13 protein-coding genes are annotated in these 14,247 nt (G+C 35.3%); 6 read left to right on the top strand and 7 right to left on the bottom strand.

The annotated features are described in order from the left end of the window. Positions 1-9 precede the first annotated feature (9 nt). Positions 10-330 (top strand): DUF3467 domain-containing protein, encoded by a 321-nt coding sequence (locus K4L44_10910; protein QZE13099.1) that lies wholly within the window; start codon positions 10-12, stop codon positions 328-330. A gap of 202 nt (positions 331-532) precedes the next feature. Here K4L44_10910 and trxA read toward each other — a convergent pair whose 3' ends face one another. Further along, positions 533-949: a thioredoxin gene (trxA, locus tag K4L44_10905; GenBank protein ID QZE13098.1), complete on the bottom strand. Its 417-nt coding sequence runs from the start codon at positions 947-949 to the stop codon at positions 533-535. A gap of 65 nt (positions 950-1,014) precedes the next feature. After that, positions 1,015-2,280: a transposase gene (locus tag K4L44_10900; protein ID QZE13097.1), complete on the bottom strand. Its 1,266-nt coding sequence runs from the start codon at positions 2,278-2,280 to the stop codon at positions 1,015-1,017. A gap of 444 nt (positions 2,281-2,724) precedes the next feature. On the opposite strand from K4L44_10900, the gene K4L44_10895 reads away from it, so the two are divergent. Further along, positions 2,725-4,392 carry a formate--tetrahydrofolate ligase gene (locus tag K4L44_10895; GenBank protein ID QZE13096.1) on the top strand — a complete coding sequence of 556 codons (1,668 nt, stop codon included), beginning with the start codon at positions 2,725-2,727 and terminating at the stop codon, positions 4,390-4,392. 110 nt (positions 4,393-4,502) lie between these two features. After that, complete coding sequence (locus K4L44_10890) at positions 4,503-5,132, top strand: flavodoxin family protein (protein ID QZE13095.1); 630 nt, start codon at positions 4,503-4,505, stop codon at positions 5,130-5,132. A gap of 128 nt (positions 5,133-5,260) precedes the next feature. Here K4L44_10890 and cysK read toward each other — a convergent pair whose 3' ends face one another. The 3 genes from cysK to K4L44_10875 form a co-directional block, all read right to left on the bottom strand. Next, positions 5,261-6,175, bottom strand: a complete 915-nt coding sequence (gene cysK / locus K4L44_10885) for a cysteine synthase A (protein QZE13094.1) — start codon at positions 6,173-6,175, stop codon at positions 5,261-5,263. 242 nt (positions 6,176-6,417) lie between these two features. Beyond that, the gene (locus K4L44_10880; protein ID QZE13093.1) at positions 6,418-7,698 is read right to left on the bottom strand and encodes an ABC transporter permease; all 1,281 of its coding nucleotides are present in this window, start codon (positions 7,696-7,698) and stop codon (positions 6,418-6,420) included. 3 nt (positions 7,699-7,701) lie between these two features. Further along, positions 7,702-8,622 carry an ATP-binding cassette domain-containing protein gene (locus K4L44_10875; GenBank protein QZE13092.1) on the bottom strand — a complete coding sequence of 307 codons (921 nt, stop codon included), beginning with the start codon at positions 8,620-8,622 and terminating at the stop codon, positions 7,702-7,704. Positions 8,623-8,939: 317 nt separating this feature from the next. Between K4L44_10875 and K4L44_10870 the strand changes: the two genes are divergently transcribed. Then, the gene (locus tag K4L44_10870; protein QZE13091.1) at positions 8,940-9,377 is read left to right on the top strand and encodes a hypothetical protein; all 438 of its coding nucleotides are present in this window, start codon (positions 8,940-8,942) and stop codon (positions 9,375-9,377) included. 107 nt (positions 9,378-9,484) lie between these two features. Here K4L44_10870 and K4L44_10865 read toward each other — a convergent pair whose 3' ends face one another. Next, positions 9,485-10,156 (bottom strand): bifunctional 4-hydroxy-2-oxoglutarate aldolase/2-dehydro-3-deoxy-phosphogluconate aldolase, encoded by a 672-nt coding sequence (locus K4L44_10865; GenBank protein ID QZE13090.1) that lies wholly within the window; start codon positions 10,154-10,156, stop codon positions 9,485-9,487. Between the two features lie 76 nt (positions 10,157-10,232). Then, the gene (locus tag K4L44_10860; GenBank protein QZE13089.1) at positions 10,233-11,270 is read right to left on the bottom strand and encodes a sugar kinase; all 1,038 of its coding nucleotides are present in this window, start codon (positions 11,268-11,270) and stop codon (positions 10,233-10,235) included. Between the two features lie 762 nt (positions 11,271-12,032). Here K4L44_10860 and K4L44_10855 point away from each other — a divergent pair. Continuing rightward, positions 12,033-13,037: a Gfo/Idh/MocA family oxidoreductase gene (locus tag K4L44_10855; GenBank protein ID QZE13088.1), complete on the top strand. Its 1,005-nt coding sequence runs from the start codon at positions 12,033-12,035 to the stop codon at positions 13,035-13,037. 5 nt (positions 13,038-13,042) lie between these two features. Continuing rightward, positions 13,043-14,155 carry a 4-phosphoerythronate dehydrogenase gene (locus tag K4L44_10850; GenBank protein QZE13087.1) on the top strand — a complete coding sequence of 371 codons (1,113 nt, stop codon included), beginning with the start codon at positions 13,043-13,045 and terminating at the stop codon, positions 14,153-14,155. Positions 14,156-14,247 lie beyond the last annotated feature (92 nt).

Genomic DNA, 14,247 nt, shown 5'->3' with positions numbered 1-14,247 from the left:
TTAAATCGTATGAATAGAGAAGAGAATCAGTCTATTAGTATTGAACTTCCTGAGGAGGTTTCTGAAGGTACTTATTCGAATTTAGCAGTGATTTCTCACTCTAGTTCTGAATTTGTATTGGATTTCATCCGAATGATGCCTGGCATTGAGAAAGCCAAGGTAAAATCAAGAATTGTGATGTGTCCTGAACATGCAAAGAGACTTCTTTTGACTTTAGAAGAAAACATAAGACGTTATGAGTCTCAGTTAGGTCCGATTAAACTTCATGATGCAGAGGTAAATACACCTCCACCACCAATGAGTTTCGGAGGTCCTACAGGGGAGGCATAATTAGATACATAAAAGGGAATTACTTTAGTAATTCCCTTTTTTTATTGCTCTTTACATATGATACGTGTATTGTGGCTATTTCAAATGCCATCTTATCTGTTCTATATATTCTATTGCCTTAAGATATATTCATTCGATATGTATTGATACAAAAAAAAGGTTGCTATAACAGCAACCCTTTTATAATATTAGGTGAAGTGTACTATTTCACCTTGTTTACTTCCTTTTGAATTTGATCTTTAGTATGAACTCCAGTAGCATGCCATTTAGCTTTACCACCTTTGAAAATATAAAGAGTCGGGATCGATCTGATACCATACTTTTTCGCTACTGCTTTGTTTTTGTCAACATCGACTTTCACTACAAGTACTTTCCCTTTATTTTCTTTAGCATACTCTTTAAGAATTGGAGCTTGACGCTTACATGGTCCACACCATGTTGCATAGAAATCTACTACGATAGGTAGCTTTGATTGAAGTAACTTGTCAAATGACTGGTTTGCTTCGTTAAATTCGATTTCAATTTTATCGTCGTCTTGTGCCGTTGCCGGTTTTGCATTCACTGTCAATGTTGTGAAAGTTGATAGTGCTAAAAATGCAATAAATAATAGTTTCTTCATCTTCGTGTTTAATATTTAGTTGGGACAATATATAAAAAATAGTTGGCTACCTCCCGTTTTTTTAGTCAGAAATCTAGATTGAGTCTCATTTGTCCTACGTCTACTTGTGTCTGTTTACTCTGTATTATATGTTTTGTGTAAACATTTGCCAATAAAATTTTAATTATCGTACTTATCTTATAATAGATAAAATTTCTGAGTTCAGATACCTTGTTTTTATCAAGTATCTTAATTTTGCTATCTAGCAACAACCTTAGATGCATGGACTCTAATGTGTTATAAAGGATTCCCATTGCAATGGTTAAAATTGCCAACATGCATTGCAGTCCATCAAACTTCTTTATTTGTATATTCTCTAAATCATAGCTTGATTTGATATGTCTATGGTATTCTTCTATTTTCCAACGAAAGCCATATGCTTGAAAAGCTTCACTAATAACTTCTGTTATTGTATGCTTAGGTGAGTTGGTTAATAACCAACATTTCCCTCCTGATTTGCGTTTTGTAGCAACAAGCCATAGCTCAAATTCCCTCTGCTTTATTCTATATTTAACCTTAACAGCACCACACTCAAAGTTTATCTTTTTACTTTTGTTTTTGCCTCTTTTATTGGCAGTTAATTCCATGAAGAATGGAATCTTTTTCCCAATTGTAGATACAGTAGTTTCTTTGCCTTTGTATATTAATTTGGTATTCTTTTTCAATCTGATTATGAAGTTATTTTGTTGACTAACAACATAATCCTTAATAATCTGACGATCAAATCCTCGATCAAACACACAAGTTACATTCTTTGAAATAGCATTATCTACTTCTTTTAATGCTTCGATTGCTTCATTATTTTCACTCTTGGCTCCATGATCGAAACTGTACAGCTTATTATACAAAGGTGTCATCTTATTGGCCTTATCAATATGTACAACATTCATAAGCCAATAACCTAATCCAACCTTATTTTTCTCATCTCCATCTTTTACAAAATCCAGACCTTCCATGGTCTTAGCATATTTCTTTTGAATATCTGATCCATCAAATAGAATGTAGTCTCCTTCATGAATTGTATCTGACACACAATCCATATGGCCTCTAAGAAGTTTTAAAAAGAAACCTTTTTTATTGTAATGATTTCGAAGCCTTTTGGTCGTTTGTTGTTTGTCTATAGAATCACCTATAGCTGTTGCTATTTGATTGATAATAACAGACCCTGTCTTAAGAATACCTGTTGTTATCTCACGTGTACAACGTAATTCTGGTTTGGTTAAATGACTATTTAATTTACAAAAATATAGACTTAGCTTGTTCTGTATTTGTTTTGTAAGTATCTTGTTCATGAGCTAGGTTTTAAATGATTATGTTTTCACACTTAAAATAACATTTTTAATCTAGCTTTCCTCGTTTTTACACATATATTATATTGTGAATGTCAGATACTTGCAGTAATAATACAACTTTTTTCGGGAGGTAGTCAAATAAAAAATAGATCTATGTATTGATGTAATGTTACCTTATATATGTATGCTTAAAAAAAAGACTATATATAAATAGGGATCACTTAACTTTTAATTAAAGTGATAAATTTACGAAATTGTTTTTGAAGTAAGTATTTATATTCGTTAATGTTCTGTTAGCATGTCTAGTAGAAACCTTATTTAAAGAAAAGAATTATATCCGTAGAAATTCTCTATATTTTCGTACCTCTCGCTGTTTGTTTATCTAATATTGTTCCTATTTTTATTGTAAAATTGAGTTACAACTTTTCTTTTAATATACACACGATGACAGATATTGATATTGCGCAAGGGGTTGAGATGTTACCGATTGTAAATATTGCCAATCAACTTGGTGTTGATGCCGACAATTTAGAACAATATGGTAAGTATAAAGCCAAGTTACCTTTAAGTTTAATTGATGAAACTGCAGTAAAAAAAAGTAAACTTATTTTAGTATCTGCTATCTCTCCAACGCCAGCAGGTGAGGGTAAGACAACGGTTTCTATAGGACTTTCACAAGCTCTTAATCGTATCAATAAAAAGACTACTGCTGTTTTACGTGAACCATCTTTGGGCCCTGTTTTTGGAATAAAAGGGGGTGCAACAGGAGGAGGATATTCTCAAGTTCTTCCTATGGAGGATATCAATCTACATTTTACTGGCGATTTTTCTGCTATTGAAAAAGCAAATAACCTTTTGGCTGCATTGATAGATAACAATTTGCAAAGTAAGACTCGATCTCTTGGTATCGATCCACGTACTGTGGAGTGGAAGCGTGTGATGGATATGAATGATCGCGCCCTTCGTAATGTTGTTTTAGGACTAGGAGGTACTACTTCTGGCGTTCCTAGAGAGACTGGATTTGATATTACTGCTGCATCAGAAGTGATGGCTATACTTTGTTTGGCAACAAGTTTTTCAGATCTAAAGAAACGTTTAGGAAATATCTTTGTTGGTTTTACCTATTCTGGAGATGCAATTTATGCGAGAGATTTAAATGCTGAAGGAGCCATGGCTGCCTTATTGAAAGATGCTATTAAGCCCAACCTTGCTCAGACTATCGAAGGTACTCCAGCGATTATCCATGGTGGTCCATTTGCAAATATTGCTCAAGGTACAAATTCTATTTTAGCTACTAAAATGGGTATGTCTCTCTCCGACTATGTTGTGACTGAGGCTGGTTTTGGGTTCGACTTAGGTGCCGAGAAATTTATTGATATTAAATGTCAGTACGGTAATTTATCTCCCGATTCTATAGTTCTAGTTGCGACGGTGCGAGCACTAAAGTATCATGGTGAGATGGATGTAAAGACATTGACTACACCAGATGTGAATGCCCTAAAGCGCGGTATTCCAAACTTAGAGAAACATATTGAGAATATGTTGAAGTTCTGTAAGAATCCTGTAGTTGCAATCAATAAGTTTCCTACTGATTCTGATGAAGAGGTTGCTTGTATTCTTGATGCATGCGAACGAATGGGAGTGAAGGCTTCTGCTGTTGATATTTGGGCAAAAGGAGGCCAAGGTGGTCTAGAGTTGGCTCAAATGGTAGTAGATACATGTGAAAAAAATATTGACAAAGTAGAGCCTCTTTACGACTGGAGCTGGTCTGTAGAGAAGAAAATTAAAACAGTTGCTTCCACTTTCTACGGGGCTAGCGCTGTGGATTATACAGCTCAGGCAAAGAAAGATCTAAAGAAGATAGAGAAACTAGGGCTATCTCATTTGCCAATTTGTATCGCAAAGACTCAAAAGAGTTTATCCGATAATCCTAAATTATTAGGACGTCCTAAAGATTTTGTGGTTACTGTTCGTAGTATTGAGATTTCTGCTGGTGCTGGTTTTGTTGTGCCAATTACTGGTAGTATTATGAGAATGCCTGGATTGCCTGCTACTCCTGCTGCTGAAAAGATTGATATCACTGATGATGGATCGATTTCAGGTCTATTCTAATATAAAATGATTTTATTTAGGTAGTATAAGCTGCGAATATTTATACTCTGTGGTAGATATTCGCAGTTGAAATTTTTATCTTCACCGTAAGACCCAAAAATAGATAAGTCATGGCTAAAATTGTTGCTTTTAGTGGTAGCCCCCGCAAAGGAGGTAATACTGATATTCTGATTAACCATTTGTTAGAAACTCTTAGTAATCATGGTCACGAAGTAGAGATGATAAGACTTGATCGTGATAAAATAAATGGTTGTAGAGCTTGTGGTGTTTGTAGAGAGAAAAAAGATTTGAAATGTTATTCTAACAATGATTTCTTGAATGGTTGTATTGAAAAGATGGTGGAAGCTGATGGAATTATCTTAGGTTCTCCTGTCTATTTCGCAAACATTACTACTGAGATGAAGGCATTAATAGATGTATCAGGATATGTTACTAGAAGTGCAGACCATAAATTAGCAAAGAAAGTAGGAGCTGCGGTTGTTGCTGTGCGTCGTGCTGGAGAGATTAGTGCTTTTGATGCAATGAACAATTTCTTCTTAATCAATCAAATGATTGTTCCTGGAAGTAGCTATTGGAATATTGCACATGGCAAGATGCCAGGAGATGTTTTAAAGGATGAAGAGGGACTTAATACGATTACTACACTAGGTGAGAATATGTCTTGGTTGTTAGATCGCGTTGCACCGAAGAAAAAGAAAGTAAAGAAGGTTCAAAATGATGATCTTCCGACATTATTTTAGATAATAAATAGAGAGGAATGCTCGTATAAAAGCATCCCTCTTTTCTATTTTATTAAGGCTTTCGTATTAGTCTCAATGGATTCATTAATGATTGAATGAAAAGACTTAAGCAAAACACTATAATCTATTTAGAATAGTCCTTCAACAGATAGATATCTTTCTCCAGTATCGTAATTGAATGTAAGTACCGTTGAACCCTTTTCTATTTCAGGTAGTTTCTGTGCGATGGCTGCTAGCGATGCTCCCGAAGAAATTCCTCCAAATAGTCCTTCCTCTTTTGCTGATCGTTGTGCATATTCAAATGCCGCTTCTTTCGATACTTGTATTGTCCCATCTATATACTCTAACTTTAGGTTGTTTGGAATAAATCCTGCTCCAATTCCTTGTATTGGGTGAGGTCCAGGATTTCCTCCACTGATAACTGGAGAATCCACTGGTTCTACTGCAAATGTCTTAAGGTTTGGAAAGTGTTCTTTTAGTACTTTAGATACACCAGAGATATGTCCCCCTGTTCCAACTCCTGTAATTAGATAATCAATCCCTTCTGGAAAGTCTTTTAATATCTCTTGTGCAGTGGTTTGGATATGAATTTCATTATTAGCCGGATTATCAAACTGGGAAGGTATCCAACTGTCTTTTGATTCCTTTTGTAGCTCTACTGCACGTTCAATAGCCCCTTTCATTCCTTTCTCTTTCGGTGTTAATTCTAATTTCGCACCATATGCGGTAAGGATTCTTCTTCTTTCAAGACTCATCGATTCTGGCATAACCAATGTAAGCTTGTATCCTTTCACGGCTGTTACTAATGCCAATCCGATTCCAGTATTTCCTGATGTTGGCTCAATGATGGTTGTCTTACCTGGAGTAATCAGTCCATCTTCTTCTGCTTTTTCGATCATTGAGAGGGCAATTCGATCTTTGATACTTCCACCAGGATTGTTTTTCTCTACTTTTGTGTAGATATTGTAATCCAGGCTATAAAGCTTATTTATTTTAAGATGTTCCGTGTTGCCGATAGTCTCTAAGATATTATGTACTTTCATTTTGTGAAGGATTTTGTAAGTTATATATTAACTGTTTGAACTAATTTTTTGTTTCATAAAAAAAGGCCTTCTTTAATTAAGAAGGCCTTTTTTGTGTTATATTGTATGCACAGCAAAGCTATAGCCTCCTTTGGGTGGATCTATAACAGCAGCACATATTTATTTTGATAAAATTCATTACAATTAACTATTTTTTGACAATATAGATAAAAATAATATAAAGACAAAATTATCTGTTTTTATTAAGAGTGTCTTATCCATTTCCATATCTCTTTAAAGTTGACCTTTTTTCCATACATAAGGATTCCCGTTGCATAAATCTTTGCTGCGAACCAAATACATAAGACAAAGAATACTATTAGTGAAAGCATGGATGCGATTAGTTCTATCAATGGGACATCAAATGGAATTCTTGCAGTCATCACGATAGGGGATGTAAGTGGAATAATACTAGCCCATACTGAAAGAGAACTTGTAGGGTTTTGAATCACAGATCCAATAAGGATAATACCAATAAGTAATGGTGCAATGATAATAAACATAAATTGTTGCGTATCTTCTTGATTGTCTACTGCTGCTCCAATAGCAGCCATTAAAGAGCTATATACTAATACTCCTCCTAAGAAATAGAAAATAGAAAGCGATACAATATATCCTAAGTTTAATACCTCAATACCATTTTTGATGTCGTTAAGGAAACCATTTTGCATCAATTCTGGACTCAATTGAGCTCCATAACTCATAAATAGTTGTGCTAGTCCAAATAGAGAAACCCATATTAATATTTGGGTAAGTGCAACACATATAATTCCAATAATTTTACCTAACATTAGATGGAAAGGTTTGATAGATGTGATAAGAACCTCTACAATACGATTCTTTTTCTCCTCCATCACAGATTGCATCACCATTCCTCCATAGATGAAGATGAACATATAGATCATAAAGCCTAGGATATATCCTACTCCCGAAGCAACTCCTGAAAAGCTATCTTTCTTCTCTCCATCATCGGAAATGATCTGCTCTTTTATCTTTATACTCGTTTTTGCATTAGCAAATTCAGAGTCAAGTCCAGGGATATCATACTTATTGACGATATTTTCAGTCTTAATCTTTGTTATAGCATTGGATATCTTTGATTTTAATCTAGTACTCACATTGAATGAGAGTAGCTTATAGGAGATCAACTTTACTTGATCTTTCTCCATGATGTTTTCTGGAACCTCTAATATTGCATCATACTCTTTTTTTAGTACATCGCTTGCAAGATATGTATCTCTGATATCTGATGTAATTGTTTTGTATTCAATATTATCAGAGTCCTTAAATATGTAGCTTATCTCTTCGTAGTTATTAAGAATACCTATTTTGGTCTTCGTTGCCTCTGTATTCGACATGATCAAGGCAGGAATGACACTAATACCGATAGCAATTAAAGGTGTTAGTATTGTGAAGAGAATAAATGTTTTCTTGCGAACTCGAGTTAAGTATTCTCTTTTTATAACAAGTGATATAGGATTCATAGTCTAGTTTTGGTTGTTGTTAGATACACATTGAATGAAGATCTCATGTACAGTTGGAACAAGTTCTTTAAATTCAATTAGAGAACCTTCTTGAAGTACTGTATTAATAACATGTTTTATGCCCGTATTGTCTTTCGTTTCAAAAGTCAATTTACTTCTGCTATCGACTGACTCATTTTCTATTAGATTGACTCCTTCAATAGGTGTTTGAAATAGAGGAGTATTGGAATTATAGTGCACCTGATACTTGTCGGAACCGAACTCTTTAATTATCTCTTTTATATCCCCATCTAATATTTTCTTCGACTTGTTGATTAAAGCCATCTTATCACAAATATTCTCTGCAGCATGCATTTGGTGGGTCGAGAAGATAATCGTTTTGCCTTGATTGCTATATCTTTGAATCTCATCTTGAAGCATTTGTTGATTGATAGGATCAAAACCACTAAATGGCTCATCAAGAATAAGTAAGTCTGGTTCATGAACAATAGTACATATAAACTGCACTTTCTGTTGCATTCCTTTGGATAATTCATTTACCTTTTTATCCCACCAGCTGATGATATCAAATTTTTCAAACCATACCTTGAGTCTTTTGAGTGCTTCGTGTCGACTTAACCCTTTCAGTTGTGCTAAGTATACAGCCTGTTCTCCAACTTTCATCTTTGGATAGAGCCCTCTCTCTTCTGGAAGATATCCAATACTACGAACCATCTCGCGTGTAAGTTTCTTTCCCATAAAAAGAATCTCTCCAGTATCTGGGGCTGTTATGTGATTAATCATTCTAATGAGTGTCGTCTTTCCAGCTCCATTTGGACCTAAAAGACCAAATATATCGCCTGGTTTAATGCAAAGACTTACATTATCTAGAGCAAGGTGATTGGCATATTTTTTAGACACGCCTTTGACTTCAAGTATATTCATAGGGTTTTATTTTTATTCATCCTTAATAATAGTAATATAAATTGTTTTTTTATATGATTGATTATTAACTAAATGTTAAAAACAGTTTATTGTTTTAATTAGATATCAAGAGTATAAGCACTTTTGTAAGGATAATATCTTCTGTTCTATCTGCTTGATTTGAAATTTATCTTTAAGTACTGACATTAATTATATTAATACTTTTTTGCTAATCAACCATTTTATGTGTTAAAAAGAGATTTGAAATAAACTAAGCGTATGTTCTACTGTTCTATCTATAAAGGAGAATTGTAAAAGAAGGAGAAAGGGGGGAGGAGATGAGATCTTTATTTCTATTATTAATAGTACTAAGTTCGTTAAACTTATTTGGTAAATCAATCCCAGAGAAAAGAAAAAAAATGAGGTTCTCGATCGAATATATCCATAGTGTGGATACTTATAATCGATCTATTAGAACCATTGGTTATTTTAATTCTAATTTTTTATGGGGAATATATGGGGAGAGCACTTCGGATCATAAAAATGCATTTGAGGAGAATGCGATATCTAAGGGATGTCTCTATAATGTGGTAGGTGTTCAGCTAGGAAATTTTTTATCTATTGGTCCAATGGTCGGATATGGACAAAGCTTATATAACACTGATAATTTCCAATATGGAGGATTTCTTGGACTTAGAGTCAGTAAGTTTCTTGTATCTGCTCAATTCAATACAACAACAAATTTTGGTTTAGGAATAGGTCTCTATATTAAGTAAATAGGGATAGCTATATATGAAGAAAGAGGATGTTCAAACGAGAACATCCTCTTTTAGTCAATTGCTAAATTAAAGAGGTCTTAATCTTTATCAACAAAGAGAAGATATTATGAACGCAAATCGCGTATTACTGCCATTGCTTCTTTTACTTGTGCTGTAAGCTCTGCATACTTAGCTCCTTTGATAATCTCTTTTGTGATTAGTTGAGATCCCATACCAACACAAGTAACACCTGCGTTAAACCATCCTTCTAGGTTCTCCTTAGTAGGAGTAACTCCACCTGTAGGCATCATTAGAGCCCATGGCATTGGAGCTTTTACTGATTTTACAAAAGCTGGTCCACCAACCTGTGATCCTGGGAATACCTTTGCAACTTCAGAACCAAGCTCTAGAGCTTTTCCTACTTCTGAAACAGATCCACATCCAGGAGACCATAGAATACCTCTACGATTACATACTTTTGCTGTCTCTTCATGAAGAAGTGGTGCTACAACAAAGTTTGCTCCCAATTGAATATAAAGAGCAGCTGTTGCTGCTTCTACGATAGATCCAATACCTAGAATCATATCTGGAGTTTCTACTGCACCCCATTTTACTAATTCTGCGAAAATTTCGTGAGCAAAATCTCCACGGTTTGTAAATTCGAATACACGTACACCACCTTCGTAGCATGCTTTTACAATATTCTTACAAACATCTATATCATTGTGGAAAAAAACTGGGATCATGCCAGTCTCTTTCATTTGTGCAATTACCTCTAACTTGCTAAAACGAGCCATTGTTTCTTGTTTTGAGTAAAAGTACTGTGGTTTTAATAACCACAGTACTTTTTAATAATTCAGATTTCTTAAATACTTATCGTGATACACGTCCAGAGGCATCTCCAGACATAAGCTTTTCAACTTCTGATACGGTTGCTAGGTTGTAGTCCCCGTAGATTGTGTGCTTCAAACAAGAAGCAGCAACAGCGAAGTTAAGTGCTTTTTGATCATCATTTGGATAAGAGATTAATCCGTAGATTAGTCCACCCATAAATGAATCTCCACCACCTACACGGTCTACAATGTGAGTGATTTGGTATTGTGGTGATTCATAAAGTTTTTCTCCATCATATAGTACACCTGCCCATGAGTTATGGTTTGCAGAGATTGATCCACGAAGTGTAGTGATCACTTTCTTTACACGTGGGAAACGATCCATGATTTGACGAGAAACTGATTCGTATGCAGCTCCTTCTACATGACCTCCTGTTACGTCCACACCTTCTGGGTGAATGTCAAGAACCATTGCAGCATCTTCTTCGTTACCAAGAACTACGTCACAACCAGCTACTAGATCTGGCATCACTTCATTTGCAGTCTTACCATAGTTCCAAAGTTTCTTTCTGTAGTTCAAATCAGTAGATACAGTAATTCCTTTTTCGTTTGCTTTCTTAATAGCTTCTGCTAGTACATCGCAAGCTTCTTGAGAAAGAGCTGGTGTAATACCAGTCCAGTGAAACCACTGTGTGTCAGCGAAAACTTCATCCCAATCAATCATTCCTAATTCGATTGAAGAGATAGCCGAATGAGCACGGTCATAAACTACATTTGATGCCCTTGTTACAGCTCCTGTTTCTAAAAAATAGATACCTAATCTCTCTCCACCCCAAACAATATTGTCAACATTTACACCATATTTGCGAAGATCTTTCATTGCGCAATCTCCAATGTCATTCTTTGGAAGGCGAGTTACGAAGTCTACAGGAATACCATAGTTAGCTAATGAAACTGCTACGTTTGCTTCTCCTCCTCCAAAAGTTGCAGTGAACTCTTTTGATTGAGAAAAACGTAAATAACCTGGAGTTGCTAGACGCAACATAATCTCTCCGAAAGTAACTACTTTTTTTGTCATCGTCTGATAATAACTTTGGTCACTATTCTCCACTTTTACATGGAGTTGTGATGGATTTATATAATAATTTTACTATTTGCTTGTGCAATCGATTGTAAAAGTAGGCATTCATTTTAAAATCCAAAATATTTTCATGATTATTTTTGTTAGTATTTTTTTAGAGTTTTATTGTGTGTTGATTGTAATATATTGATTTATAGTATTATATGTACTTTGTTTTAGAGTAGCTGTTTTACGGCATGTTTTGTTAATTCGATTGCATAACTGTTTTGATTGGATAGAAGTAACTGTTTATTAACGACAATATTTTTCAAGGGAGGAATGGAAATAATCGATAAATCCGAGGTTTATAATCTTTTCCTTTGTACTCTTTTCTAGGGAGAACGCATCCTTAATATATTACATGTATCTCTGTCCGGATCTCTTTTTTGATGATGTAATTGAATGGTTTTGACAGAAAGATCTTATTTAAAAATATTAATAGAGGTATCTTTTAAGAAGTGCTATTGGTCAAGTTGTTCCATTGAACTACTTTTATTGAATAATAAAAGAGAGCGTTTTTTGACTGCTTATTTCGCGTTAGATTGGTATTAGGATGGAGAAGAACTTATCATTATGAATCCATTAAGATGATTAAGAGATTTGTGACAATTAATATTCTTTTGCATGTGATCTTTTCTATCCATATTACTCTAAATGCAATAGGATTTATCTTATCATAAAAAGAGACTCTCATTTTAAACTGAAAAAGTTGAACGCACTATGAATACAAATAAAAAGATCCGATGGGGAATTATCGGGTGTGGTAACGTTACAGAGAAGAAGAGTGGGCCTGCTTTTAATAAAGTCCCTAACTCTGAGTTAGTCGCTGTTATGCGAAGAGATTCTGTAAAGCTGAAAGATTATGCACAGAGACATCATGTGCCACTCACTTTTACCAATGCTTCTGATTTGATTCATTGTGATCAAGTAGATGCTGTATATATTGCCACTCCACCTCATTTACATGCTAAATATGCTATTGAAGCAATGAAAGCGGGTAAACCTGCTTATGTGGAGAAACCGATGGCTGCAACCCTTGAAGAGTGTGTCGAGATGAATCAAGTGTCGATGGAAACAGGAGTCCCTCTTTTTGTCGCTTATTATCGTAGAGCATTGCCTGGTTTTCTGAAAGTTAAAAGTCTTATTGAAAGTGGTGAGATAGGAAAACCGATGAGGGTTTATGTAGAGCTATTTCAACATCACTCATCTGAAAAATATAGCGAAGAATTGCCATGGAGGGTAATCCCTGAAATGGCTGGCGCGGGTCTTTTTTATGATTTGGGTTCACACACATTAGATTATCTTGTGTATCTTTTTGGTCCTATCTTAAAGGTGGGAGGGCGTGCCGAGAATGTGCGTAAGTTACACGAAGCCGAGGAGCGAGTTCATGGGGCTTTCTGCTTCGAGAATGGAGTTGAGGGTGAAGGCCGTTGGATGTTTGATGCCAATTATGAGGACTTTTCTGATAAAATTGTAATAACTTGTGAACGTGGAGAGATTCATATGTCCACCTTCCAATTTACTCCAATACAGATTGTGAAGGATGGTAAAGTGGTTGAAACAATGGATTATCCTCGACCAGAGCATGTGCAACAGAACCTAATACAAACTGTTGTGTCAGCACTGCTAGGAGAAGGGAACTGTCCTAGTACAGGAATGTCTGCAATGAATACCAATTGGGCGATGTGGTCTATGGTGAAGCAATATTATACTGACAAAAAGTGAAAATTATGAAGATTATAATTGATGACAAGATACCCTTTATTCAAGGTGTTTTTGAACCATATGCAAAAGTAATTTATGTTGGAGGTAGCGATTTTACTCCTCAATTAGTTAGAGATGCGGACGCATTAATTATAAGAACGCGAACCAAATGTAATAGATCTTTACTTGAAGGATCTAAGGTCAAATTTATTGCCACTGCAACAATTGGATTCGACCATATTGATCGTGACTATTGTGCTTCGAAAGGGATTATATGGAAAAATGCACCAGGATGTAATTCTTGGTCTGTCGCACAGTATATGGCTGCCGTTTTTGCATTACTTTTTATAAATAAAGGGGTGGATGTACAAGGAAAAACCCTCGGTATTGTAGGAGTAGGTAATGTGGGGAGTAAAGTGGCGAAATATGCTTCGGCTTTAGGAATGCGTGTACTACTTTGCGATCCGCCATTAGAACAGTCTGGATCTTATATGGATTTTGTGAGCTTAAAAGAGATCAAAGAACAGTGTGATATCATTACGTTTCATGTACCTCTATCGATGGAAGGAGAGCATAAGACATTTCATATGGTTGATGAACAGTTTCTAAATGAATGTTCTCGTACACCGATACTTTGTAATACTTGTAGAGGAGAGGTATTCAGCACCGAATCTGTTTTACTTGCGCTCAAAGAGAAGATGATCGAAGAGGTTGTTATTGATTGTTGGGAAGATGAGCCTGCGATTAATCAAGAGTTACTTAATCTTGCTTTTATAGCAACACCTCATATTGCAGGATATTCTAGAGATGGAAAAGCGATGGGAACCACGATGAGTGTTCACTCTATGGCTGCATATTTTAAACTTCCTCTTCTCGACTGGTCTCCTGAGGGTATCGAACCACCAGTGTGTCCTATTATTGATATCGATGTCCACGGAGGACGTAGTGCATTATGGAACACTATTTATCATACTTATCCGATAGAAAAGGAGGTGGATCTATTAAAACATCATGTGGCAACCTTCGAACAGCAGAGAGGAGATTATCCTCTTCGCCGTGAGTTTCCTGCGTATACTGTAAAAACTAAAGACTATCCATTTCAAGAAGTGCTTGCAAAATTGAACTTTAATTTACTTTAGTTGTAGCAGTAGAAAATAGATAGATATATAGAGGATAACTATGATGTAATAGAGAAAAGATATAATAGGATCAGTTTGTCTTTTTTTTTATT

This window comes from Prolixibacteraceae bacterium (genome assembly GCA_019720755.1).
Taxonomy (GTDB): domain Bacteria; phylum Bacteroidota; class Bacteroidia; order Bacteroidales; family Prolixibacteraceae; genus Halosquirtibacter; species Halosquirtibacter laminarini.
Note: the sequence above shows the minus strand (reverse complement) of the source record. Positions and strands in the feature narration are given on the sequence as shown.